Annotated in this window: 24 protein-coding genes and 4 tRNA genes; 15 read left to right on the top strand and 13 right to left on the bottom strand. The window is 41.6% G+C overall.

The features are described 5' to 3' along the window. Nucleotides 1-804 precede the first annotated feature (804 nt). Nucleotides 805-1,236 (bottom strand): VOC family protein, encoded by a 432-nt coding sequence (locus ACK4HU_RS17080; RefSeq protein ID WP_409808794.1) that lies wholly within the window; start codon nt 1,234-1,236, stop codon nt 805-807. A gap of 110 nt (nt 1,237-1,346) precedes the next feature. Further along, nucleotides 1,347-2,999: a S41 family peptidase gene (locus ACK4HU_RS17075; protein WP_409808792.1), complete on the bottom strand. Its 1,653-nt coding sequence runs from the start codon at nt 2,997-2,999 to the stop codon at nt 1,347-1,349. A 153-nt stretch (nt 3,000-3,152) separates the two neighbouring features. On the opposite strand from ACK4HU_RS17075, the gene ACK4HU_RS17070 reads away from it, so the two are divergent. The 5 genes from ACK4HU_RS17070 to ACK4HU_RS17050 all read left to right on the top strand — a co-directional run bounded on the left by ACK4HU_RS17070 (nt 3,153) and on the right by ACK4HU_RS17050 (nt 8,078). Continuing rightward, the gene (locus tag ACK4HU_RS17070; protein ID WP_409808790.1) at nt 3,153-3,911 is read left to right on the top strand and encodes a hemerythrin HHE cation-binding protein; all 759 of its coding nucleotides are present in this window, start codon (nt 3,153-3,155) and stop codon (nt 3,909-3,911) included. Then, nucleotides 3,911-4,324, top strand: a complete 414-nt coding sequence (gene ruvX, locus ACK4HU_RS17065; protein ID WP_409808789.1) for a Holliday junction resolvase RuvX — start codon at nt 3,911-3,913, stop codon at nt 4,322-4,324. Before ACK4HU_RS17070 ends, ruvX begins: the two co-directional genes overlap by 1 nt. Then, nucleotides 4,321-4,875: a peptide deformylase gene (gene def, locus ACK4HU_RS17060; RefSeq protein WP_409808787.1), complete on the top strand. Its 555-nt coding sequence runs from the start codon at nt 4,321-4,323 to the stop codon at nt 4,873-4,875. Before ruvX ends, def begins: the two co-directional genes overlap by 4 nt. Beyond that, nucleotides 4,875-5,672, top strand: coding sequence for an amidohydrolase (locus ACK4HU_RS17055; RefSeq protein WP_409808785.1), 798 nt, complete (start codon nt 4,875-4,877; stop codon nt 5,670-5,672). Before def ends, ACK4HU_RS17055 begins: the two co-directional genes overlap by 1 nt. 174 nt (nt 5,673-5,846) lie before the next feature. Continuing rightward, nucleotides 5,847-8,078 (top strand): NADP-dependent isocitrate dehydrogenase, encoded by a 2,232-nt coding sequence (locus ACK4HU_RS17050; protein WP_409808783.1) that lies wholly within the window; start codon nt 5,847-5,849, stop codon nt 8,076-8,078. Between the two features lie 68 nt (nt 8,079-8,146). Here ACK4HU_RS17050 and ACK4HU_RS17045 read toward each other — a convergent pair whose 3' ends face one another. Further along, nucleotides 8,147-9,019, bottom strand: a complete 873-nt coding sequence (locus tag ACK4HU_RS17045) for a serine protease (protein WP_409808781.1) — start codon at nt 9,017-9,019, stop codon at nt 8,147-8,149. A gap of 250 nt (nt 9,020-9,269) precedes the next feature. Here ACK4HU_RS17045 and gap point away from each other — a divergent pair, with 250 nt between their 5' ends. Both gap and ACK4HU_RS17035 read left to right on the top strand, forming a co-directional pair. Beyond that, nucleotides 9,270-10,274 carry a type I glyceraldehyde-3-phosphate dehydrogenase gene (gene gap / locus ACK4HU_RS17040; RefSeq protein WP_409808779.1) on the top strand — a complete coding sequence of 335 codons (1,005 nt, stop codon included), beginning with the start codon at nt 9,270-9,272 and terminating at the stop codon, nt 10,272-10,274. A gap of 99 nt (nt 10,275-10,373) precedes the next feature. Then, nucleotides 10,374-10,994 (top strand): LON peptidase substrate-binding domain-containing protein, encoded by a 621-nt coding sequence (locus ACK4HU_RS17035; protein ID WP_409808777.1) that lies wholly within the window; start codon nt 10,374-10,376, stop codon nt 10,992-10,994. A gap of 206 nt (nt 10,995-11,200) precedes the next feature. On the opposite strand, the gene ACK4HU_RS17030 is transcribed toward ACK4HU_RS17035, so the two are convergent. The 4 genes from ACK4HU_RS17030 to ACK4HU_RS17015 all read right to left on the bottom strand — a co-directional run bounded on the left by ACK4HU_RS17030 (nt 11,201) and on the right by ACK4HU_RS17015 (nt 11,841). Further along, nucleotides 11,201-11,273: transfer RNA gene (locus ACK4HU_RS17030), tRNA-Lys, on the bottom strand. 163 nt (nt 11,274-11,436) lie between these two features. Continuing rightward, nucleotides 11,437-11,510, bottom strand: a tRNA-Arg gene (locus ACK4HU_RS17025). 29 nt (nt 11,511-11,539) lie between these two features. After that, nucleotides 11,540-11,613, bottom strand: a tRNA-Pro gene (locus tag ACK4HU_RS17020). Nucleotides 11,614-11,768: 155 nt separating this feature from the next. Then, nucleotides 11,769-11,841, bottom strand: a tRNA-Lys gene (locus ACK4HU_RS17015). A gap of 447 nt (nt 11,842-12,288) precedes the next feature. On the opposite strand from ACK4HU_RS17015, the gene ACK4HU_RS17010 reads away from it, so the two are divergent. Next, complete coding sequence (locus tag ACK4HU_RS17010; protein WP_409808775.1) at nt 12,289-12,825, top strand: SH3 domain-containing protein; 537 nt, start codon at nt 12,289-12,291, stop codon at nt 12,823-12,825. Between the two features lie 55 nt (nt 12,826-12,880). Here the strand turns inward: ACK4HU_RS17010 and ACK4HU_RS17005 are convergent, their stop codons facing one another. Genes ACK4HU_RS17005 through ACK4HU_RS16990 form a run of 4 tightly spaced genes read right to left on the bottom strand, consistent with a single transcriptional unit; the run spans nt 12,881 to nt 16,318 of the window. Further along, nucleotides 12,881-13,621 (bottom strand): DUF1080 domain-containing protein, encoded by a 741-nt coding sequence (locus tag ACK4HU_RS17005; RefSeq protein ID WP_409808773.1) that lies wholly within the window; start codon nt 13,619-13,621, stop codon nt 12,881-12,883. 3 nt (nt 13,622-13,624) lie between these two features. After that, complete coding sequence (locus ACK4HU_RS17000; RefSeq protein ID WP_409808772.1) at nt 13,625-14,038, bottom strand: c-type cytochrome; 414 nt, start codon at nt 14,036-14,038, stop codon at nt 13,625-13,627. A gap of 27 nt (nt 14,039-14,065) precedes the next feature. Further along, on the bottom strand, nt 14,066-15,118 hold the full coding sequence (locus tag ACK4HU_RS16995) for a sugar phosphate isomerase/epimerase family protein (protein WP_409808770.1): 1,053 nt from the start codon (nt 15,116-15,118) through the stop codon (nt 14,066-14,068). 30 nt (nt 15,119-15,148) lie between these two features. Next, entirely contained in the window at nt 15,149-16,318 is a 1,170-nt protein-coding gene (locus tag ACK4HU_RS16990; RefSeq protein ID WP_409808768.1) for a Gfo/Idh/MocA family protein, read from the bottom strand. A 242-nt stretch (nt 16,319-16,560) separates the two neighbouring features. On the opposite strand from ACK4HU_RS16990, the gene ACK4HU_RS16985 reads away from it, so the two are divergent. From ACK4HU_RS16985 to ACK4HU_RS16965, 5 genes are all read left to right on the top strand, one after another. Next, a complete protein-coding gene (locus tag ACK4HU_RS16985; protein WP_409808766.1) occupies nt 16,561-17,787 on the top strand; it encodes a nucleoside permease in 1,227 nt (408 codons plus the stop codon). Between the two features lie 13 nt (nt 17,788-17,800). Beyond that, nucleotides 17,801-18,676, top strand: coding sequence for a hydroxypyruvate isomerase family protein (locus tag ACK4HU_RS16980; protein WP_409808764.1), 876 nt, complete (start codon nt 17,801-17,803; stop codon nt 18,674-18,676). Between the two features lie 26 nt (nt 18,677-18,702). Further along, entirely contained in the window at nt 18,703-20,382 is a 1,680-nt protein-coding gene (locus tag ACK4HU_RS16975) for a GMC oxidoreductase (RefSeq protein ID WP_409808762.1), read from the top strand. Nucleotides 20,383-20,403: 21 nt separating this feature from the next. Further along, on the top strand, nt 20,404-20,958 hold the full coding sequence (locus ACK4HU_RS16970) for a gluconate 2-dehydrogenase subunit 3 family protein (RefSeq protein ID WP_409808761.1): 555 nt from the start codon (nt 20,404-20,406) through the stop codon (nt 20,956-20,958). 64 nt (nt 20,959-21,022) lie between these two features. Then, complete coding sequence (locus tag ACK4HU_RS16965) at nt 21,023-21,913, top strand: sugar phosphate isomerase/epimerase family protein (protein ID WP_409808760.1); 891 nt, start codon at nt 21,023-21,025, stop codon at nt 21,911-21,913. On the opposite strand, the gene ACK4HU_RS16960 is transcribed toward ACK4HU_RS16965, so the two are convergent. Both ACK4HU_RS16960 and ACK4HU_RS16955 read right to left on the bottom strand, forming a co-directional pair. Next, nucleotides 21,910-22,560 carry an MCP four helix bundle domain-containing protein gene (locus tag ACK4HU_RS16960; RefSeq protein ID WP_409808758.1) on the bottom strand — a complete coding sequence of 217 codons (651 nt, stop codon included), beginning with the start codon at nt 22,558-22,560 and terminating at the stop codon, nt 21,910-21,912. The genes ACK4HU_RS16965 and ACK4HU_RS16960 overlap by 4 nt on opposite strands. A gap of 106 nt (nt 22,561-22,666) precedes the next feature. Next, complete coding sequence (locus ACK4HU_RS16955) at nt 22,667-23,464, bottom strand: family 16 glycosylhydrolase (RefSeq protein ID WP_409808756.1); 798 nt, start codon at nt 23,462-23,464, stop codon at nt 22,667-22,669. A gap of 83 nt (nt 23,465-23,547) precedes the next feature. On the opposite strand from ACK4HU_RS16955, the gene ACK4HU_RS16950 reads away from it, so the two are divergent. Together ACK4HU_RS16950 and ACK4HU_RS16945 are read left to right on the top strand one after the other, a co-directional pair. Beyond that, complete coding sequence (locus ACK4HU_RS16950) at nt 23,548-23,739, top strand: CsbD family protein (RefSeq protein ID WP_409808755.1); 192 nt, start codon at nt 23,548-23,550, stop codon at nt 23,737-23,739. A 111-nt stretch (nt 23,740-23,850) separates the two neighbouring features. Beyond that, the gene (locus ACK4HU_RS16945) at nt 23,851-25,014 is read left to right on the top strand and encodes a homogentisate 1,2-dioxygenase (RefSeq protein WP_409808753.1); all 1,164 of its coding nucleotides are present in this window, start codon (nt 23,851-23,853) and stop codon (nt 25,012-25,014) included. Nucleotides 25,015-25,102 lie beyond the last annotated feature (88 nt).

Raw genomic sequence — 25,102 nt, 5'->3', positions numbered from 1 at the left:
GCTGTTTGTTTTGTTTTTGTGTGGTGGGTTCTAATCTGGGGCGGCCCCTATTTTCCCTCCCCTCCATGTAAATATTCAGGATTCGGTGGCCGCGCGAAGTCGAGGTCATTTTGTTAAAAGGGGATACTGGTAAGAAAGCGGATATACATTTAAACTAAAAAGGGAATGACTCAAAACGGTTAGCGATGTCAACCAGAGTAAGTAAAATTTAGAATTTACAAAAGAGAAACAACGGTTATAGTTTTAGTCTAAGCTAGGGTCACCCTAAGTCCTAAAATTTCACTGAACATTCAAAACGAGAATAACAGGGTTTAGCATGCCTATAACAGAAAAATTGTGAACTTAGGTTTGATTTTTTTTTGTTTTGCTAGACAAAACATTAATTGGAAGGGCGCGGTGGGAGGATTTGCCAGCGAGCCAGCGTTCGGCCTCGTGCGGTTAGGACCGAGCGTTGAAAATCTCTTCAGTGAAGAGATTTAGCGAGGGGCCAGCTTGCAGGGTGGCGCAAATCTTGACCTTTTGGTTGTTTTGGGTCAAGCCAAAAGAACGAAGAAAAAAAATATCCTAACCTAAATCCAGAACCATAAATGAATGATTAATGTCTCAATATTTAAAGATTCCAAATCAGAATGAAATTCTATATTATGGTTTTTTTACAAAAAAAAATACGTGGCATTACCGATAGAAGTCGAAATAACGTTGTATCTGCTCCAAAGCCTTCGTACTGCGGAACTCTCATTAGTCAAGTGCTCAGGCTTACATAGAAAAGCTTTTGACTTCTTTTCAGTTTTCAATTAGAGAATCTCAATAGGCATCATTAATCTCTAACCAGTATCCATCCGGATCACGGATATAGATTTGTTTGACCCCATCCACTCGATTGGTGATCTCCCCTTTTTTTCCTGCCCAACTCTCGAATGGATAATTTTTCGATTTCATATTTTCCACAAATGCTGCCATATCAGGAATACTAAAGCAAAGGTGATTCACCTTGGAGACGTCCTTGATGATGTCAGGAGCTTCAATCAAATGAAGGGCCGCACCGCCACCGATATCATACCATGCATGAAGTCCGTCCTTGAACGGTTCTTCGATTTCTTCAAGTGACAAGACATTATGATAAAAGACCATGCTCCTTTTCAAATCTGAAACATGAACAGCAATGTGATTGACTTTGATCTGCGCAAAAGAAGTCATAGCTAGGATTAGGAAAAGAAATGTAATTAGGGGTTTCATGAATTGCATGGCCTTTTGGGTTTGGTTATTAATGATAGTTCTTTTTCTGCTAAATGAAAAAGCCAACCCATTTTATTGGATTGGCTTTTAGACTTTTATCGGACAAGAGTTTATTCTACTCCTTCTACTTTTAGATTGGTTGCCATGGAGATTCTGTCTGCTTCTCCAAAAAGGCCTATAGCCTGCAAATAAACCTCATTTATATCATTGATTACTTTGTAGAAGGCGTTGTCATCATAAATCTGACGGCCCAAATGTGCCTTCACCAATATTTTAAGGTAATCCTTTGATTTATTGAATCCTGAAGCGTCAAATGCAACTTTGTTTTTCTTTCCATATTCCACCAGTTCCATAAGCATCGCATCGCTCACTTGATATTCTTTGTAATATTTCTCCAAAGTCATATCTGTAAATTGACTTTTATTTTTGGTCACAAAGTCGAGGATAAACTCTCGAGAAGAATCGGTATTAAATAACCTGTTGACATAAGAACTACTCATCGTAGTGTCCAGTGCTACAAAGTAATCCGGCATGATACCTCCGCCACCATAGACTGTACGACCTTTTTTGGTTTCATATTTCAGACTATCATTGAACTTGATACTATCTGCGGAGAAAAACTCTCCATGCTCATACCGATTAATCAGATCAGTCTCATAAGCACCATAATTCGAGTCATAAGGTTTCTGAATTGATCTTCCAGAGGGAGTGAAATATCTTGCAATTGTCAATCTCAGTTCTGCACCATCGGATAGATCAATTGGCATTTGGACCAAACCTTTTCCAAAAGATCTTCTACCAACTATCAAACCACGGTCATTATCCTGAATAGCACCCGCTAAAATCTCTGAGGCTGAAGCTGAACCTTCATTTATCAAAACAATTACTGATCCTTCTTCAAACATCCCCGGCTTAAATGCGTAGGCCTTTTGACTGTATTGGCTCACTTTTCCTTCCTGGGAAACAATTAAGTCCCGATCTCCAAGTAATTCATCGGCCATATTGATTGCTGCTCCCATGTAGCCACCTGGGTTTCCCTGAAGGTCAATGATCAATTTTTTCATCCCTTGCCCTTGCAATTTATTAATGGAGGTTTTGAATTCCTCATAAGTCGTAGCCGCAAATCGAGTCACTTTGATGTAACCGATTTCCTCATTAATCATATAAGATGCATTGATGCTGTATTGTGGGATTTTGTCCCGGGTTATTTCATAGGGAATCAGTCCGGATTGATTTCTTCGCTTTACCTCCACCGTGACTTTCGATCCTCTTGGACCTCTGAGATAATCAAAAACATCACGGTTTGTAATACCGATTCCTGCTACATTTTTACCATCTACACTGATGATTTGATCTCCTGACTGAATCCCTAAAGCTTCGGAAGGGCCTCCTGTCAAAGGGGCTACGACATAAATAGTGTCTCGGATGATACCAAATTCCACCCCGATGCCGTCAAATTCACCTTCCAATTGAGATTGGGCCAAAGAGGCATCACGAGCAGGAATATAACTGGAGTGGGGGTCGAGATTCTCCAGCATTTTGGTAATCCCAAATTCCACCAACTCATTCGTATCCACACTGTCCACATAATCACGGTTGATATACGTCATGATCTCTTGGAGCTTATAAAGCGCAGCCCGAAGGTCGTTTTGGTTGCTCTTTGGTTCAGCAAATGTTGCCCCGATCCAAATACCCGCAGAAATAGCCAGGGCAAGAATGATTGGAAGTCGGATTTGGGATTTTGTATTCTTAGTCTCGCTCACTTTTTCTCTATTTTATTCAATAACTCAAACTACAGCAAAATGATCCAGCGAAAAATGGATTTTAGATAAATTTAACGAATGTTTATACGACTGGAATGGATAAAGGTCCGATTTATTCACTTTTTATCACTTAAAAAAAATTATTTTTGCACAATGGATTTAAAAAGAGATTTCGAAAAAACAACAGTCGGAGAATTAGTTTCTGAAAACTACGTCTTGGCTGCTGTTTTACACTATTTCGGAATCAGTTTTTATCAGTATCCCACAGATTCTCTGGAGAAGGTTTGCTTAAAGCACAAAGTAAGCCCTCGAACCCTTATCGCTGAATTGGAAACTTGGGCAAAACGTAAGGATCCAAGCCCCGAGGAACTTTACCTGAATCCAATCGAACTCCTCGTTTCTTACTTGAAAAAGAAGCACTATTACTTTGTACGACAGGAGCTTCCATTTCTTTCAAATCTAATTTCAGGAATACAACCTGAGCAAGAATTTGCGGCTTTGATGGCCGATTTGCGAATTATGTTTCCACTTTTTGTGGATGATTTTATCCATCATATTCATGAAGAAGAGAGTAGGTTGTTCAAGCGAATCGAACTTTTACAGGATATTGAAGATGGGCATTTCAAAACCCAGGATGCAGTAACTATTTTGGAAAAAGATCCCATTCACATGCTGGCGGATCAGCATGAAATTCATGAAGATGAAATGGAGGGGATTCGGAGATTGACCAAGGACTATTTTCTGGAAGAAAATGCTCCACTAACCATGAAAGTACTTTATCACGAACTTCAAAACTTCGAGCGCGAACTCTCTATTCATGCTAAAATTGAAGATGAATTGCTCTTCCCAAAAGCCGTTGAATTAGAAAAAGAAGCGCTTCGGAAAATCCGCAAAAAAATCCAGACCAACTGATGTCTAGAGTTCTTGCTATAGACTTGGGAACTAAGCGAACTGGGTTGGCTGTTACCGATCCGCTGAAAATTCTGGCCAATCCTTTGGAGACTATTGAATCCGGGCAGCTGATGAATTATCTCAAAACCTACTGTGCCAAGGAAGATGTAGAAGCGATAGTGCTCGGACTACCTACCCGACTCAACGGACAGGACAATGAGATGACGCCAAGAGTAATGAAGTTGAAGGGAGAACTTGAAAAAACTTTTCCCGAAAAAAGAATTGTCTTAGTGGATGAACGGTTCACATCCAAAATGGCCATGCAAAGTATGATCGCAATGGGCAGCAAAAAGAAAGACCGAAAAGAAAAGGCCGGAAACTTGGACAAAGTCTCTGCGGCAATTATACTCCAATCATACCTCGAACAACAATGATTTACCCTATAGTAGCTTACGGCAATCCTATCCTTAAAAAAGAAGCGGAAGAAATTGCTGAAGGCACAGATATCAAAGCCTTGATCAATGATATGTATGCCACCATGGATTTCGCCAATGGTGTTGGCCTTGCTGCTCCTCAAATCAATCAAGGTGTTCGCCTTTTTGTGATTGACAGTAACCTCATGCTTGACGAAAAAGATGAAGAAAAAGGCATCCGTAGAGCATTTATCAACCCTATCATCCTAGATGAATATGGAGATGACTATGGATTTGAGGAAGGTTGCCTTAGTATCCCTGAAGTCCGCGCAGAAATCATCCGACCCGACAAATTGACTATCGAATACTACGATGAAAACTGGAATCTGAAGGAAGAGGAATTCTCCGGAATGACAGCTCGTGTAATTCAACATGAATACGATCATCTAGAAGGTATACTTTTCATTGACTATCTCAAAGGGCTAAAAAAACGGCTTATTCAGTCCAAGTTGATTGATGTGAGCAAAGGAAAAATCTCTACGGATTATCGCATGATCTACCCCTTGAGATAATGGAAAAAAGCCCCGAGATCCGAATCGCTTTAGTACAGACTGACCTGCATTGGCAAGACAAAACTGCCAATCTGGCAATGCTGGAGGAAAAAATTTGGAGTTTGAAAGGGCAAGCAGATCTTATTATTCTTCCGGAAATGTTCCCGACTGGCTTCACAATGGATGCTTCGTCGTTAGCTGAACCGATGAATTTGACCATCTGCAAGTGGATGAAGCAGCTTGCAGCCCAGACTCAGGCAACGATCACCGGCAGTGCGATCATTTCCGAAGGTGGCAAGTTTTTTAATCGCTTGCTTTGGGTAAATTCTGAAGGCATTATTGAGTATTACGACAAGCGGCATTTGTTTCGGATGGCAAACGAGGATGAGACCTTTTCATCAGGTAAAATACTTCCGGTGTTCAATTTGAAAGGCTGGAAATTTTGCCCTCAAGTCTGCTATGATTTGCGCTTTCCTGTTTGGTCTAGAAATGGATGGGACGATGGAAATGCCGGATATGACATAATTTTTTATATCGCCTCATGGCCTGCTGCTAGGACATCAGCATGGGACGCACTATTGCCCGCAAGAGCGATTGAAAATTTGGCTTATTCTATCGGAGTAAATCGCATAGGTGTTGATGGAAAAGAAATCGAGTACGTAGGTCACTCTGCTGCTTTTGATTTCAAAGGAGAAAGAATTTTGGATTTGGGTGAAACAGAGGATATCCGTATTGTTTCCTTTTCAGCTTCAAAACTTGACGAATATCGCACAAAGTTTCCTGCATGGCGAGATTCAGATTCCTTTCAGATACTTTAGGTTCCACAAGAACATCCAGATTACCTTTCTTCAAGCGGGATTTGAATCAATCCTAATTTTCGTATTTTAGGGCCATTAATTTCGACCCTGTTTTCACTTTTTCACCTGATGGCAATGCTGCCACCTCTCCCAAAAAGCGAAACAGGCAAATCCTTTTTAGCATCCTATCAAACTATGAGTAATCAAACTCCAAAAATCCTCTACACGCTGACCGATGAGGCGCCAGCTTTAGCCACCTATTCTCTCCTTCCTATTGTGCAGGCTTTCACCAAATCTGCCGGTGTGCAGGTGGAGACACGTGACATTTCGCTTTCGGGCAGGATTATCGCCACTTTTCCGGAGTTCCTGACACCTGAGCAGCAAATCAATGATGACCTCGCTGAACTCGGTAAAATCGCAACTACGCCTGAAGCCAATATTGTCAAATTACCGAATATTTCGGCTTCTGTGCCTCAATTGAAAGCCGCGGTTAAGGAACTTCAATCACAAGGCTATGCACTTCCTGACTATCCGGAGGAGCCAAAAACCGAGGAAGAGAAAACGATAAAAACCAAATACGATAAAATCAAAGGTTCGGCAGTTAACCCTGTCCTTCGAGAGGGAAATTCAGATCGAAGGGCACCTTTGGCCGTAAAAAATTATGCCAGGAAGCATCCTCATTCTATGGGAAAGTGGTCTTCTGACTCCAAAACGCACGTGGACAGCATGGACCATGGTGATTTTTATGGAAGTGAAAAATCCCTGACACTCTCTTCCGATACTTCTGTTTCAATCGAGTTGGTTGGAGATGACGGAAAAAGAGAAGTCCTGAAATCCGGATTGAAATTAATTCAGGGTGAAGTTATAGACGTAGCTACTTTAAGTGTTTCTGCATTAACTGCCTTCTTGAAAAAAGCAAAAGACGATGCTAAAGCAAAAGGAGTTCTCTTTTCGCTTCATATGAAAGCCACGATGATGAAGGTCTCTGATCCAATCATATTTGGACATGCCGTGAAAGTCTTTTTTGCACCGGTTTTTGAAAAACATGCCGCAACACTTGATTCTGTCGGTGTGGATGTGAATAATGGTTTTGCTGATCTTTTATCAAGCCTAGAAAAACTTCCAGAAGCTCAAAAAACTGAAATTCTAGCCGATATCGAGGCTTGCTATGCAGATGGCCCGGAGGTAGCCATGGTTAATTCGGACAAAGGAATTACCAATCTACACGTCCCCAGTGATGTGATTATCGATGCTTCTATGCCTGCTATGATCCGAACTTCCGGGCAAATGTGGAATAAAGCTGGAAATCTTCAGGACACTAAAGCAGTGATCCCTGACAGATCTTATGCGGGTGTGTACCAAGCCACCATCGATTTTTGCAAGGAGAATGGAGCATTCAATCCAGCTACCATGGGTAGTGTGCCAAACGTGGGCCTGATGGCTCAAAAAGCCGAGGAATATGGCTCGCATGATAAAACATTTGAAATTCCTTTTGCAGGAACAGTCAAAGTCATTGACTCGTCCGGTTCAGTATTATTTTCCCACGCAGTAGACGCTGGAGATATTTGGAGAATGTGTCAAACCAAAGATGCCCCTATTCAGGATTGGGTTAAATTAGCTGTCTCCAGAGCTAGACTTTCGAGCACACCTGCTGTATTCTGGCTGGATCCGGATCGCGCACATGATGCACAATTGATTAAAAAAGTAAATGAATATCTTCTGAACCACGATACAGCGGGATTGGAAATTCACATCATGCCTCCTGTTGAGGCAACTATTTTCTCTTGCCAGCGAATCAAAGAAGGTAAAGACACCATCTCCGTAACTGGAAACGTCCTTCGTGATTACCTGACGGATTTATTTCCAATCTTGGAAGTTGGAACATCTGCAAAAATGCTTTCCATCGTTCCTCTTATGAATGGTGGCGGCCTATTCGAAACCGGGGCAGGTGGATCAGCTCCAAAGCATGTGGAGCAGTTTGTGGAGGAAGGTCACCTGAGATGGGATTCTTTGGGAGAGTTTTTGGCTCTTGCAGTTTCATTGGAGCATTTAGGTCAAACTTTCCATAATCCCGAAGCTTTGTTATTAGGCCAAACACTTGACAAAGCGACTGGAAAGTGGCTTGAAAATGATAAATCACCAGCTCGAGTTGTCGGCAAACTTGACAATCGAGGAGGACATTTCTACCTAGCACTTTATTGGGCTGAGGCTTTGGCTACTCAAACCAAGGATTCAGGACTCCAGGCGAAGTTCTCTCCAATCGCAGAAGCCCTTTCGGCAAGCGAAACAAAAATTGTGGACGAATACAACAGTTCCCAAGGTAAGCCAGTTGACATTGGGGGTTATTTCCGACCTGATATATCGAAAACGTCCAATGCAATGCGTCCAAGTAAAACATTTAATGAAATTTTAGAGTCACTGGAATAGTGTATTTAGAGTCACTGGAATAGTGAAAACCAAAAGCCGGATCACCTCAAATTGATCCGGCTTTTCCTTTACCCCTCCTCAAAGTTCACTTCATTCTTTCTAAGAAATTCTTTGATCACTGAAACGTGAATGCACTCTCCAAGGTGAATGAATGCGTAATCATTGACTTTTTTGACCTTGCCATGAGCTATCACTTCCTTTTCTTCGATATCAAAGCCTAGATGCAAATGTTTGGTCCGACTTTGCATCCCGACAATTCTACCTTCATTATCAAACAAAGGCCCACCACTTTGCCCTCGAAGACCCGGTGTACTCATCTCAATTCCATAGACCTTACCACTTTTATCTCCCAAAAACCGAGTGAGCATCCCTTCAATCGGAAAACGTGGAGACCGAGGTTGTCCGGTCTTAATCCATTCCAATGTGTCTTTTTCTTCATTTAGCTGAAAGTTTGAAAACTCGGGAAAAGGAAATCCCAGCCGACAAAGCATTGCGCCAGGTTGAGCGCTTTGATCTTCTTTCAGGAAAATAGGATTACCGGAAATGGATACTTTTTCAAACCCCTCAAACTTCAGCAACGCCAAATCATACTCTGAATGAAGAAAAAATCGAATATTCGAAATATGATTGACACAATCCACAAACGTCACTTTCATCTCAGCTGTCTTCGATTCATCCAGTCCCATTCTTTTTGCAAGGGCTTTCCTTTGTCCTGTATTTAGGCCCGCAGATTCAGTCTGATATTGCAAATACTTTTTGTTGATTGCGTCAGCTTGGGTAATCCATTGAGCCACATGTTTACAAGTCAAGGCCCATCCCTCTTGATTGACAAAAAAGAGGGTTGCGGCTCCCCTTTCAATTTTTCCTCCTCCAAAATTCCTGGAAATAGAATGTATGGCGCGCGTAAATCCGGCGACTTTTTGAATTGCATTAACAAACATGGGCTTGGTTTAATGATTTTAAAAACCTCTTTTTTTCTCAAAGAATCAATTTTCAAGTTGAATCTGAAAATGTTTTTATTCGAAATCGATTGAATTAATATAAAATACATTTGGGTTCAAGAGGACGCTGTAGAAGTTTGGGCTAACCGTTATTTTGTGATAACTTAGCAACAGTCAGGATATTTTAGCCTAAAGTGGCTTCCTGATAAAGTTTGTGAAATCAAACCTATACTCAAAATCAACAATACTTATGAGCAAAATTAAAGTAGGAATCAACGGATTCGGAAGAATCGGACGATTAGCTTTCCGAGTGACCCAGGAAAGAGAAGACATTCAAGTAGTAGCGATTAACGACCTCATTGATGTCGATTACATGGCCTATATGTTAAAATATGATTCAACACACGGTCAATTCAAAGGTACCGTGGAGGTAAAAGACGGTTCTTTAATCGTGAATGGAAATAAAATCCGTGTGACTTCTGAAAAAAGCCCCGCAAACCTAAAGTGGGGTGAAGTAGGAGCTGACTATATCATCGAATCAACAGGTATTTTCTTAACCAAAGAAACTGCCCAAGGTCATATTGATGCAGGCGCAAAAAAAGTAATCATGTCTGCACCATCAAAAGACGATACTCCAATGTTTGTCATGGGAGTGAATGAGGAGTCTTACACTTCTGACATGGTGTTCGTATCGAATGCCTCTTGTACTACTAACTGCTTGGCGCCAATCGCAAAAGTATTGAATGACAACTGGGGAATCGAGGAAGGCTTGATGACTACGGTTCACGCAACAACTGCCACTCAGAAAACAGTAGATGGTCCATCTGCAAAAGACTGGAGAGGTGGACGTGGCGCGGCACAGAATATCATCCCATCTTCAACGGGCGCCGCTAAGGCTGTGGGAAAGGTGATCCCTGAATTGAACGGAAAATTGACTGGTATGGCTTTCCGAGTACCAACTCCAAATGTATCTGTGGTTGATCTAACCGTGAAGTTATCAAAGCCTGCCACATACAAAGAAGTTTGTGCTAAAATGAAAGAAGTATCTGAAACTACCATGGTTGGGGTACTTGGTTACACCGAAGATGCAGTGGTTTCAACTGATTTTGTCGGAGACCCTAGAACTTCCATCTTTGACGCTGAAGCAGGAATTCAACTTTCAGATAAGTTTTTGAAAGTAGTTGCTTGGTATGACAATGAGTGGGGCTATTCTAACAAAGTGGTCGACCTACTCGCCTATATGGCAAGAAAATAAATCCTTGAGCCCCGAAGCAATTCGGGGCTTTTTTCGTTTAAAAGGATTAGAATCGACAACTTAATAGGTTTAAATAGGTTATGAGCTAAAAGACTTAAAATGTATATACCATTATTCCCTTTAAACTTAGTAGCCTTTCCAGGTGAGGAACTTAACCTTCACATCTTTGAGCCAAGGTATCGGGAGCTCCTTACAGATGTGGAAGAAACTGGCAGTAGTTTTGGGATTTGTGTATTCACAGACAAACTGAGTGGGTTCGGAACCGAAGTAATGTTGGAAAAGGTAAGCAAACGTTATGATGATGGTCGATTGGATATTCAGACTAGAGGTTTGAGCGTTTTTAAAATTTTAAGCTTTGATAACCCCTCCAAGGGAAAGCTTTATGCCGGTGGAAATGTGTCTTTCATTCAAAATGACCCAAAAATCACCGAGGTTAAGCATCATGAATTTATTTTTTATTTGAAAGAAATGCTCTTCCTGTTGAATTTTGAAGTAGAATTCGATCCGCTCTCAATCAATTCATACACTTTCGCTCATAAGGTAGGACTAAGGTTAGAAGAAGAACTCGAATTGCTACTAATGGAATCAGAAAGTGATCGAGCAGACTTTTTGATCCGACATTTTAAAAGAATGATTCCAGTGATCAAAGCGGTAGAGAGCGCCAAAGAGAAAATTAAATTAAACGGACACTTCAAGCATCTTGATCCTTTAAAATTCTAGAAGGGTTACTATTTATAAAGAAGCTATAAAAAGAAAAAGCAGCCCATTTCTAGTCTGCTTTTGCGATCCCGCTGGGATTCGAACCCAGGACCCTCCCGATGATCCCGATGGCTATCGGGACGGGATGCTCTACCGGCTGAGCTATTTAATCATAATATTTTTATAGACTATAAATAAGAAAAGCAGACCATTTCTAGTCTGCTTAGTGATCCCGCTGGGATTCGAACCCAGGACCCATACATTAAAAGTGTATTGCTCTACCAGCTGAGCTACAGAATCAGATATTTAATAATTCGGAAAGCTTCGTTAAACTTTCGTTGAACTCGAAACCAGAACCCTCCCGATAAATGTCGGGATGCTCTACCACCCCGATAGCTATCGGGGTACAGAATCTGATTTTAATTAAATAAAAAAGCGGAACGTGATTCCGCCTAACTGTTCGTGATCCGCTTAGGATTCGAACCTAAGACCTACTGCTTAGAAGGCAGTTGCTCTATCCAGCTGAGCTAGCGGACCTGGATAACTACTTCTAGTTATTAATTAAGTCGGGGTGGCAGGATTCGAACCTACGACCTCCACATCCCAAATGTGGCGCGATACCGGGCTACGCTACACCCCGAAGACTTTTTTACTCATTATTAAAATTCAAGCAGTTCGTTTACTACTTGAGGGATTCGAACTTGGGACCTTCCCGATAGCAATCGGGACGCGATACCGGGCTACGCTACACCCCGAAGACTTTTTTACTTTTTAACTCCTTGCGAATTAAAATTGTGATCCCGCTGGGATTCGAACCCAGGACCCATACATTAAAAGTGTATTGCTCTACCAGCTGAGCTACAGAATCTAATATTTTATCTTTTTGAAAACCTCTTTAAGCTTTCCTTTATTTTGATCCCGAACCCAGAACCTAGCCGAAGATCCCGATAGTTATCGGGACGGGATGCTCTACCACCCCGACAGCTATCGGGGTACAGAATCTAATATTTTATCTTTTTGAAAACCTCGTTAAGCCTTCTTAAATCTTCCAAAATGGCTTTTTAGACTTGCTTTTTGTCCGATCAATGCCGTAATTGGACTGCAAATTTATGACTCTCGATTCTAAATGCCAAGCCCCAAATCAATCTTTCTGACAAAACTTTCTATATTTTTTTTCCTGTTTATACAAAGTATTCATTGTCAGGCCAATGTACCCCAACTTTTAGTAGCAGATTCTTTGTTTTCACAGAGAAGCTATAAGGAAGCATTGGAAATTTATCAAGGAAACTATCAATTAGGGATTTATTCGCCTTCGATGCTCCTCAAAATGGCCTTCATAACTGAAGGTATGGGAGACAAGGAAAAAGCTACGCTTTATCTAAGTAAATACTATGACCTCAGCCCTAATGCCCAGACTATTACCAAAATCAAAAGTTTAACCGGACAAACGGAATTGGTAGGGTATGAGGTAAGTGATCGAATGAGATTCGTGCTTTTTTTATTGGAATACAAAGAGATTATTGTTGGGGCTTTAACCTTGATATTGATTATTTCCTTGATTTTCCTTTGGTCCAAAGGAAACAAACTGACCGAGGCTAGATTTTACTGGCCATCCATTTTATTGATCACGCTTATCTTTGTAACAAATAATTTCCTCAAATCTCAAAATGCAGCCCTTGTTACTAAAAGCCCAACCCTGATCGTTTCGAAACCAAGTGCAGGAGGGGAAAGAGTTGATCTGGTAGAGCCGGGTCATCGTGTCAAAATCAGAGCTTCGAAAGACATCTGGTATGAAGTGGAATGGAAAGAAAAAATCGCATACATCCGTAAGGATAATGTCACTAGACTCTGAGCCAATCCCAATTATCACAAACAAAAAGCCTCGAAAATTTTCGAGGCTTTTTGTTTTAAAGTTTCTTGATTTCAAGATTTCGGAAATAAACCAGATCGCCATGATCTTGGAGAGCGATCTTTCCCTTCTTGTATTTCCCAAACCCAGGCATGTCCTTGAATTTACTTTTTGCAACCAAGGAATCCCATTCAGGCGTCCATAGCGTAGTGGAAACGATATTCACTCCATTTAGAAATAGGTCAAGCTTTCCCTGATTGATTATAATTTCAGCCTGATTCCATTCACCTACCGGCTTCACAGTCTCCTCACTGCTCACGATCAAATCATATAGATCACCTGCTCTGTGGCTAACGATCTTTGCATCAGGATGGCCATTGTTGTCCAAAACCTGCATTTCAGGACCGGTTAACCATGGATATTTGAATTCCGGGGATTCATGAACAAGAAAAATCACGCCGCTATTTCCTTTTGGAGCAATTTTCCACTCATACTTAAAATGGAAATTTTCAAACTCATCGTTGGTTACGATATCACCACCGTCTCCTGTTTGCCAACCTGCTTTATTTGTAGCGTCCAGAAATAATGCCCCATCTTCAATCTTCCAGGCTTTACCTACTTCACCTCCTCCATATTTTGACCAGCCATTGAATGTCTGACCATCAAAAAGTGAAGTCCATTCCTCATTTGAGGCTTCAACTGCTGAAGTTTCAGCAGTTGCTTTTTCTTCAGATTTAGGAGCTGAGCAGGCGGCAAGAAGTCCAGCCGCTGCCCACATTGCCAAATAGCTCTTCTTCATGGGTTATTTTTTAAGCAAAAGTACGTAACGAACCATATCCTTCGCATCATCCTCACTCAAACCAGGATGAGCTGGCATCGGAACTTCGCCCCAAACACCTACACCTCCTTGAATAACCTTCGTTGCAAGCAACGTTACATTAGCTTCAGTGTTTTCATACTTGGCGGCAACTTCAGCATAAGAAGGGCCGACGATTTTCCTTTCTACCATATGACAGGAAGTACAATCTGAAGCCTTCACTTTCTCCAAACCTTTGATGTAAATCGGGTCATTTTGATACTTTTCTTCTAGGCTCATTTCTTTGGCTGGAGCAGATGCTACCGATGTAGACTCTGCCGCCTTTTCTCCACCACCACATGCAAAGGTCAAACCTGCCAATGCAATCATTCCCACGGTAAATAAATTGTTGATCTTCATTTTTTGAGTATTTGTTTTTTTAGTAAATCAGATTCCAAGTATTTTTTTATTGAATGCCTCGTCGGCCCCGGTTCCGGCAAAGTCATCAAATGCCTTTTCTGTAACCCGAATAATATGACTTTCTATAAACGGTGCGCCCTCTGCCGCTCCTTGTTCCGGATGCTTGATGGCACACTCCCATTCTAAAACAGCCCAACCGTCATAATTGTACTGAGAAAGTTTGCTAAATATACCAGCAAAATCAACCTGTCCATCACCTAATGAACGGAATCTTCCTGCACGCTCCACCCAGCCTTGAAATCCGCCATAAACTCCCTGCTTTCCGGTTGGATTAAACTCGGCATCCTTCACATGGAACATCTTGATTCGGTCATGGTAAAAGTCAATGAATTGAAGATAATCAAGGCATTGAAGCACAAAGTGACTTGGGTCGTAGAGAATATTTGCACGCTTGTGACCACCTACTTTTTCAAGGAACATTTCAAACGTGATCCCGTCATGCAAATCCTCTCCGGGATGCAGTTCGTAGCATACATCGACTCCATATGAGTCAAATTCATTTAAAATAGGCGTCCATCTTTTTGCCAATTCGGTGAAACCAGTTTCAACCAATCCTGCGGGACGTTGTGGCCATGGATAAACCGTATGCCACATCAAGGCTCCTGAGAAGGTGGCATGAGCTGTCAATCCAAGATTAGCTGACGCTTTGGCTGCAAATTTCAATTGCTGCGTAGCCCATTCTGATTTGCCTTTAAGATCTCCTTTGAGATTTGCTGGGGCAAAGCCGTCAAACAGTTCGTTATATGCTGGATGAACTGCGACAAGTTGACCTTGTAAATGTGTGGAAAGTTCGGAAATTTCCATTCCGGCATCTGCCACGATTCCCTTGATCTCATCAGCATAGGTTTTGCTTTCTGCAGCTTTTTGCAAATCAATCATCCTGCCATCCCAACTTGGGATTTGCACGGCCTTATAGCCAAGATCGGCCATGTAGTTACTGATGTTCTTCAGGTTGTCGAACGGGGCCTTGTCATCAGCAAATTGCGCCAAAAAGATTGCTGGGCCTTTGATAGTTTTCATGGTATGTATGGTTTGAATTTTGAGCCAAAATTATTTTTCTACTACAAATGGTGTCCACTTTACCTCGGATTGAGTACTCTGAAGAACATGATCGATAAAGGCCATTCCGCGAATACCGTCTTCGATTCCGGGATAATCTTCCCACTCCCACTTTGGTTTTTCACCTGCACGATCCGCATAAATGCAGCGGGCAAAATTTCTGTACAAGTTTGCAAAAGCTTCGATATATCCCTCTGGATGTCCTGCTGGAGTTCGGGTATTTTCCTGAGCCAATGAGCCCAAATAACCCGTACCTGCTCGGAAAATTTGTGCAGGTTCATTTGGAAAACGAACCGTCAAGGAATTATTGAGTTCTTGCTCCCATTCCACACCACCTTTTTCTCCATAGACGCGGACTTTTAGGTTGTTTTCACAACCTGTATCGGTCTGAGAAGCCATCAAAACTCCGGAAGCACCATTTTCAAATCGAAGTAAAACTACTCCATCATCATCAATAGGTCTGCCCTCGATTTTGATATAAAGATCAGCGCAGAGGTATGAGACTTTCTGCCCGGAAATATATTCCGCCATGTGAAAAGCATGCGTTCCAATATCACCCATACAGCCTGCTAAACCATTTCTGGCAGGATCAGTCCGCCATTCTGCTTGTTTATTATTTTCAGTTTCCAAAAGTTTATACAACCAACCTTGAGGGTATTCGATATATACCTTTCTAACTTTTCCGATTTTGCCATCGGAGATCATCTGCTTGGCTTGCTTAATCATAGGATAGCCTGAGTAGGTATGTGTCAGTAAAAATCGCCTGTCAGAATTTTTAACGATCTGGTACAGCTCTTTTGCCTCTGCATAATTCAGCGTCAAAGGCTTATCCAATGCTACATGAAAGCCATATTTGAGTGCTTTAACCGTCGGATCAAAATGTACATTGTTAGGCGTTACTATCGCTACTACATCCATTCGGTCCGCTTCCGGTAATTGAGATTCTTTTTCATACATCTCATCATATGAGCCATAGACACGGCTTGGATCAAGCATAAGTTCCTCTCCTCTTTGTTTGGACTTGGCTGGATTTGAGCTGAAGGCCCCACATACCAATTCAAACAATCCGTCCATCAAGGCACCGTTTAAGTGGATGGCACCAATAAAGGAACCAGGCCCTCCACCTACAAGTCCGAGTTTTAATTTTTTAGCTGTTGACATGGGTCAAAAGATTAGTTTATCAGGTTTTATTGAGTTGAAAATTAATTCTATTGGAAATTTCGGGGTTCCTAAGTGTTTCAAGGCCTTAATATGATCAGTTGCTAAATTGGGTTATGAGTGGCTTTGACAAAACTTTTTAGCCACTTTCTTCAGAATCTCAAAGGAGATGCTTAAAATACAGCAAAAAGCCCAAAATCTAAATTTCAGAAACGAATTTCCGTTTTTCAATCCAAAATCACTCTATGAATTTCCCAACAAAGATCCGCCTTTCATTGATGATGTTTTTGGAGTTTTTTGTTTGGGGCTCTTGGTATGTGACGATGGGTACTTTTCTTGGAAATAACCTCCAAGCCAAAGACCAAGATATCTCACTCGCCTTTTCGACCCAATCTTTTGGTGCCATTTTCGCTCCTTTCATCGTGGGTCTGATTGCAGATCGTTATTTTCACGCCCAACGAATTTTAGGCGTAATCCACTTGATTGGTGCTGGACTAATGTATTTGCTTTATTCTGCCACTGACTTCTCAGGGTTTTTTCCTGTGCTTCTAGCATACATGATTATTTTCATGCCTACACTGGCCTTGGTCAATTCGATTTCATTCAATCAAATGAAAGATCCCGCCAAGGAGTTTTCCATCATCAGAATATGGGGAACGATTGGTTGGATTGCCGCAGGCATGTTGATCTCCTATTTAGCTTGGGACAGTCAGGCTGGCCTAGCAAGTGGATTTTTAAAAAACACCTGGATCACAGCAGCTTTCGTTTCTTTGATTTTAGGCATTTACAGTTTCACTCTCCCTGCCACACCTCCCCGAGCTAAATCCACCGGGAAGATTAAACTTTCTGAAATTTTGGGCTTAGATGCACTTTCACTTCTAAAGGATAGGAATTTCGCTATCTTCTTTCTTTCCTCAATTTTGATTTGCATTCCTTTGGCCTTTTACTACCAGAATGCCAGTCCTTTTTTGACTGAAATTGGTGTAGAAAACTCTACCGGAAAAATGGCTTTAGGACAAGTTTCCGAAGTTTTGTTTCTACTTGCATTACCAATTTTCTTTACTCGATTTGGATTTAAAAATACTATGATAGTAGCCATGTTGGCCTGGGCGATCAGATATGTGTTTTTCGCATTCGGTGATGCAGATTCCGGAGTTTGGATGCTTTTAGTTGGGATTATACTTCATGGGATTTGCTATGATTTCTTTTTTGTCAGCGGGCAGATTTACACGGATTCTCATGCGGGTGAAAAATTTAAGTCCTCTGCACAAGGCCTGATTACCCTTGCTACCTACGGCATTGGAATGCTAATCGGCTTCTGGGCAGCAGGTCAAATCTCCAATTACTACCTCGATGAGACCGGTCTTCACTTCTGGAAGTCAATTTGGTTGATTCCTTCTGGTATTTCAGTAATGGTTTTACTATTTTTCACAGCTTTTTTCAAAGAAGAAAAAGTGAAGCCTCACCTTTAAACCCCAAATACCTATGAGTTTTGATTCAAGCAGAAGGTCATCCTTCAAGAAAATGATCCTTGGTGGTGCTGCCATGGGCACATTAGCTTCTTTCGACTGGAAAGATGGCAATGCCCCACTTCACCTAAAGGGAAATATCAATCACGGCGTCTGCGCTTGGACTATGCCTTCACTCAACTTGGATGAGCTATGTGTGGCGGTTAAAAAAATCGGATTTAACGCAATCGACCTGGTTGGACCCAAGGGTTGGGATACACTCAAAACCCATGGCGTAGAATGCTCTATGTGTAACGGAGCCGAACTCGGAATTCCAAAGGGCTGGAACGATCCTCAATATCATGCTGAATTGATAAAAAATTATACCGAATTAATCCCGGTAGTCGCAAAATATGGATACAAAAATCTGATCTGTTTCTCCGGAAACAGAAACGGAATGGATGATCAAGTGGGCATGAAAAACTGCTCCGAAGGATTAAAAAAGATCATGGCTGTAGCTGAAAGGCATGGAGTGATAATTCAGATGGAATTGCTCAATAGCAAAGTGAATCACAAGGATTACATGTGTGATCTATCACCTTGGGGGATAGAACTTTGCAAAATGGTCGGGAGCGAAAACTTCAAATTACTTTACGACATCTACCACATGCAAATCGACGAGGGAGATATCATCCGAACCATTCAAACAAATCATCAATATTTCGGTCATTATCATACAGCTGGGAATCCCGGCAGAAATGAACTGGATGAAAATCAGGAAATCAACTATCCCGCTGTGATGAAAGCTATTGTGGCGACTGGCTACAAAGGATATGTCTCCCATGAATTTATCCCGAAATCAGAAGACAAAATCGCCGCACTTGCTCAAGCTGTGCAGGTCTGCGATGTGTAATTTAACAAACCAAAAATACCATACCTATGGCAAATGAAGCGTATGACGCAATCGTAGTTGGGTCAGGAATTAGTGGCGGATGGGCCGCTAAAGAGCTGACGGAGAAGGGGCTAAAAGTACTGCTCCTGGAGAGAGGCCCAATGGTTGAGCACGTAAAAGATTACAAAAGTGCCACCCTTGCCCCTTGGGAAGTTCCTCACAGAGGAAGAAGGACTGTAGAACAAATTGCTAATCACCCTAACCTTAGAAGGGATTATGTGCTCAATGAGCTCAATCTCGACTGGTGGGCTCACGAAAGTGACTCTCCTTATGTAGAAGATAAACCATTCACGTGGTTTAGAGGATATCAGGTTGGTGGTCGATCCTTGCTTTGGGGCAGACAATCTTATCGCTGGGCAAATGTGGACTTTGAAGCAAATGCAAAAGATGGAATTGCTGTTGATTGGCCAATTCGATACAATGATGTAGCTCCTTGGTATAGCTATGTAGAAAAATTCATCGGAGTATCCGGTTCTAAAGATGGATTAGCCATCTTACCTGACGGAGAATTTCAGAAGCCTGTTCCCATGAACTGTGTGGAAATCGACGCCGCAGCTAAAATCAAAGAACACTACAAAGGCGCAAGAAATTGGACCATAGGTCGTCCCGCCAATAATACTGAACCACTTCCAGGACGACCTGGATGCCAGTACAGAAACAAGTGCTCCTTAGGCTGTCCTTTTGGAGGATATTTCAGTACTCAGGCCTCCACGCTTCCTGCGGCTCAAGCTACAGGAAATCTTACCTTGAGACCTTGGTCGATAGTAAGGAGATTGATCTATGACAAAGACACCAAAAAAGCTACCGGAGTAGAAGTATTAGATGCTGAAACCAATCAGACCGTAGAATACGATGCAAAAATCGTCTTTCTATGTGCTTCAGCATTCAACTCGACTGCAATTTTGATGCGAACAGCTACAGACATCTGGCCCGGTGGATTGGGATCTTCTTCAGGAGAACTAGGACACAATGTAATGGATCACCACTTCCGTCTGGGTGCCGGTGGCACCATGGAAGGTTATGAAGACAAATACTATTTTGGCCGAAGACCAACAGGCCTCTATATTCCAAGATTCAGAAACCTGAATGGAGAAAAGCGTGATTACATTCGCGGATTCGGATATCAAGGGGGTGCTAGCCGTAGTGGCTGGAACAGAGACGTGGCTGAGCTGGGTTTTGGAGCTCCAATGAAAGATGCCTTGACTGAACCAGGGCCATGGAGCGTTGGATTTACAGCTTTCGGGGAAATTCTTCCTTACCACGACAACACCATCAAGCTTTCAGACTCTGTGAAAGACAAATGGGGAATGGAAGCACTTGTAATGAGTGCCGAAATCAAGGACAATGAGCTGAAAATGCGTAAAGACATGATGGCTGATGCAGCAGAAATGCTTGAAGTAGCTGGTTTCAAAAATGTCAAAACCTACGATAACGGATACACATTTGGGCAAGGAATCCATGAGATGGGCACCGCTAGAATGGGTCGTGATCCAAAGACATCGGTCTTGAATGGAAACAATCAAGTGTGGGAAGCAAAAAATGTATTTGTCACAGACGGAGCTTGCATGACTTCAGCCGCAGCTCAAAATCCTTCTTTGACTTACATGGCGTTGACAGCGAGGGCAGCAGCTTTTGCAGTGGATGAATTGAAAAAGATGAACCTCTAATTCGAGAAAGAAATGACTGTAATGAATAGAAGAGACGCACTGAAAAGCGTCGTACTGATGATGGGAGGCACGATGATCGGTGCCACAGCCATCATGACCGGTTGTTCACCTGAACGACAGCTAAAAGACCTGAATTTCAGTCCTGAAGACCTTGCTTTTCTGGACGAAATCGGGGAAACTATCATACCTACCACTGATACTCCGGGAGCAAAAGCAGCAGGAATTGGTCAATTCATGGTATTTATGGTGAAAGACACTTATGATGCCGATCAGCAAAAAGCCTTCATTGACGGATTAAATCAATTGAGAAAGGATTTCAACTCTGAAAAAGGCGCCGACTTTATGAAAGCAAGTGCTGAGGATCGCTTAGCCTTCCTGAATGAAATGCAGACTAAATTCAAAGCAAGCGGCGATTCAAGAGAGCCTATAATAATCAATATGCTCCGTGATCTGACTGTTCTGGGCTATTTCACCTCCGAAATTGGCGCTACCCAAGCGCTAAGATTTGTTGAGTCACCCGGAAGATATGATGGGTGTGTTGACTATAAAAAAGGTGACAAAGCTTTTGCCCTTTAACTAATCAGGATAATCAAAACTGAGCCTGCCTCCCCAAAGGCAGGCTTTTTAATTCAACCCAATTATGAAGAATCAACGAAGAAAATTTATCCAAACCAGTGCAATGCTTGGACTGGGGGCTGCTGTAATGCCATTGCAATTTTGCGCAGCACCGAAAAAAGAAACTGTAGCTGAAGAACAAGCTAAGTCAAAACTTGACACTTTCGGTATTCAACTTTATTCGGTCAAGGAAGATATGGCTATAGATCCTCAAGGGACAATGCGCTCTCTTGCAGGATTTGGCTATAAACAATTTGAAGGATTCGATGGAGGCACAGGAATCCTCTGGGGAATGCAGCCATCCGAATTCAAGTCTTTACTTTCAGACACAGGGACTACAATGGTTGCAACTCATGCGAATGTTTTTGAAAATCTGGATACTCAAGCACAACAGGCCGCTGAAGTAGGGATGAAATACTTGATTTGCCCTTGGATTGGACCACAAAAATCATTGGACGATTACAAGAAAAAAGCAGATGAATTCAATCAGATCGGAGAAAAGTTGAAGGCTCATGGAATTAGATTCGCTTATCATAACCACGATTACACCTTCGTCAATCAAGAGGGTGCCTTGCCTCAGGATATTCTGATGAATGAAACAGATCCGGCTTTGGTAGACTTCGAAATGGATATCTATTGGGTGCACGTAGCTAATGCAAATCCAGCGGAATATCTTTCAAAATTTCCCGAAAGATTTAAACTTTGTCATTTGAAAGATGCAGAATCAGGATCGGGAGACCCGCATCAAAGGGGAGTTTTGCTGGGTAAAGGCGAAATCCAATATGCGGAATTAATAAGGCTTTCAACTGAATTAGGAATGCAACATTTCATTGTAGAGCAAGAAAGATTCCCAACTGGTACTCCAATGGAAGCCGCAGAGACCAATTCAAAATATCTCGCAGCTTTGGAATATTAAATCACTCCTCGGCTACTTTCCGACTTTCTGAACAAAAGCAGGAACATCACCACCACTAGAATAATCAGCAGAGCCACTTCAAATTGCGCCCAAATCTGGGATCGATTAATCAGAACTTTGGCTTTGCTGATTAATTTTTCACCTTCTTCCATTTGGATTTTACTCAGGTTATCCAAGTCTTTGCGCGCAAGAGTAATCTTATCATCATAGATTTTGACTTGTGCTCTATTTACACCCGAGGAATCAGAATAAAGCAAATCGTAGCTTTGAATATTAAGATCGGTTTCGATGATTTTCTTAAAATCAGCCAGATAGCTAGCTTCCTGTTCAGTCAAATTGGTGGACTCAAAATCTGTGATAATTGCAAGGATTGACCTTTCATTGGCAGCTATTTCTTGGATTACCTTCGAGTAGTCATAATCTACATTGCAATGATCAACAAGCTTTTGGATCTGAAATAAATTCTCTGAAATCTGAAAAATATATCCCTCCACGACTAATCTGTCATTGTACACCTCAGTGAAGGTATTGCTAATGCTCTGAAAGGACTGCCGCTCCAATAGATTTTTGGTATAAAGCAAGAGTAACAAAATACCGATAATGATCAGTGCTCTTACTTTTCTTCTTTTGAGGATAGAATCTTGCATGTGTTGGGTCTATTACAAAACTGTTAACTTCTAAGTAAGATACATTATCAGACTTTACAAAGGAAGGATCAAGATTTGGGCAAAATCCTTTTCTAAATAAAATTAATTAAGGCTTCTTGTCAAAAACTCTGACATAATCTACTTCCATTCGCTGTGGCCAAATATCTGAATCAACGCCTTGAGCACCTCCCCAATTTCCTCCCACCGCAATATTTAGGATCAAATGGAAGCGTTGATCAAAAGGCCATTCTTTGTAATCACCTCCAGTATTCTGAAAGGTGAAATATTTCTGCCCATCGATGAAAAAGTCAATCTTGTCTTCCTTCCAGTCAATCGCATAGACATGGAATTCTTCGTGGAAATCCGGGACCATCAACTGTGCCCCTTTCTGCGTTCCGATCGAGTGATTGAACGCTTCGGTATGTACAGTCCCATGAACTTTGCCGGGATCATACCCGACATGCTCCATGATGTCGATTTCTCCATTTTTAGGCCACCCTCCAAATTTATTTTCCTCAGGAAGCATCCAGATTGCCGGCCACGTTCCTACTCCTTTGGGAAGTTTTGCTTTGACCTCTATATAGCCATAGTGCCATGCAGCTTTTCCTTTGGAAACTAATCGGGCTGAAGTATAGCCCTTTGGGTGCGATTGATCCGCATGAGCTTCAATGATCAAAATTCCATTTTCAACCCGAGCATTTTTCAGATCTTCTTTGGAATAATATTGAAGCTCCTTATTTCCCCAACCATGGTCGCCTACATCATAACTCCAGCTTTTTGGATCAGGAAGTCCGTCATCACTGAATTCATCAGACCAGATTAATTTTTGAGAAAAAGCTTCCTGTCTACAAAACACTATAAAACAGAAACTTACAATCAGTATATATGTTAGTCTTGATGTCATTTTTATTAGTTTTTAAACTATTTTCTAATTTTTCCGTGTAATAGGGTAAATTGTTTTATTCATAAATCTAAAAATTTTAAACTATGTCATTACAACTTAAAGGTAACTGGAATCAAATTAAAGGAGAATTGAAGGAGAAGTATGCTAAACTCACCGACGATGATCTCTTATATCAGGAAGGTCAAGAAGATAAAGTACTCGGAAGACTTCAGGAAAAAACCGGAGAAAGTGTGGAAAGCCTCAGAAAGTTGATCTTTCAAGAGGAAGAAAAATAAATTTAATTCGTTTTTGAAACAAAAATGGCCGTCTGAATAAGCGGCCATTTTTGCTTTTCAATTTTCGATGATTCAAAGAGAATCGTAACTTGCTGACATAAACCCAAAAATATGGCTTATTATTTCAGATTGGGACAAATACCTCCCAAAAGACATACTCAGTTTCGTCAACCGGACGGAAGCTTATACAAGGAGGAACTCGTCAGTTCCAAGGGATTTTCTGGTATCTATTCCAATCTTTACCACATCTATAATCCCAACGAAGTCAAATCCATCGGGACTCCAAAACCATTCAGCTGGGAACCTGCTAAAGCACATGGTCTTAACCAAACGCATCTGAAAACTTCAGGGGTTGAAATAACCGGGGAAGATTACCTGAGTGCACGTCACATGCTCATGATGAACAATGATGTCATGATGGGTATTTGCACACCTCGGAAACGAAAGATGGATTACTACTTCAAAAACGCGGATGGGGATGAAATCATCTATATTCACGATGGTGAGGGTATTCTCTATTCTCAATTTGGAAAATTAGTTGTCAAAAAAGGGGATTACGTAGTGATTCCTCGGACAACGATTTACAGATTTGAGTTCAAGGAAGAAGGTCCATTGAGGCTTTTGGTAATTGAATCTCAAGGTCCAGTGGAAACTGTCAAACGCTATAGAAATGAAGTGGGGCAACTATTGGAACACTCCCCATACTGCGAGCGCGACATCCGTCCTCCTCATGAATTGCATATAGAAAAAGAAAAAGGCGACTACCTCGTTCAGATCAAAAAACAGGGATTTCTTCACCAATATTCCTATGGGCATAGCCCACTGGATATCGTTGGTTGGGATGGATTTCTTTATCCATATGCACTTTCGATTCACGATTTTGAACCGATCACAGGAAGAATTCATCAGCCACCACCTGTTCATCAGACTTTCCAGGCTTGGGGATTTGTGATCTGTTCATTTGTGCCCAGGTTATTTGATTATCATCCATTGGCTATTCCAGCACCTTACAACCATTCCAATATTGATTCGGATGAAGTACTCTACTATGCAGAGGGAGAATTTATGAGCAGAAAAGGAATCGATAGAGGTTCATTCACCATTCACATGGGTGGATTGCCTCATGGACCTCATCCGGGAACAGTGGAGAAGTCTATTGGTGCAAAAGAAACGCACGAATACGCTGTGATGCTTGATACGCACCGACCTCTATTCATCACTACGGATGCCTTAGAGTTCGTGGACAAAAACTACCCGATGAGCTGGACTGAATAATTCACCGACAAGAACAAAGAGTCGCACAATGTATCAAGCTCTTAAAACAAAACCCCATTCTAAAATTGCTAGAATGGGGTTTTTAATT

The organism is Algoriphagus sp. (genome assembly GCF_046296635.1).
Lineage (GTDB): Bacteria > Bacteroidota > Bacteroidia > Cytophagales > Cyclobacteriaceae > Algoriphagus.
Note: the sequence above shows the minus strand (reverse complement) of the source record. Positions and strands in the feature narration are given on the sequence as shown.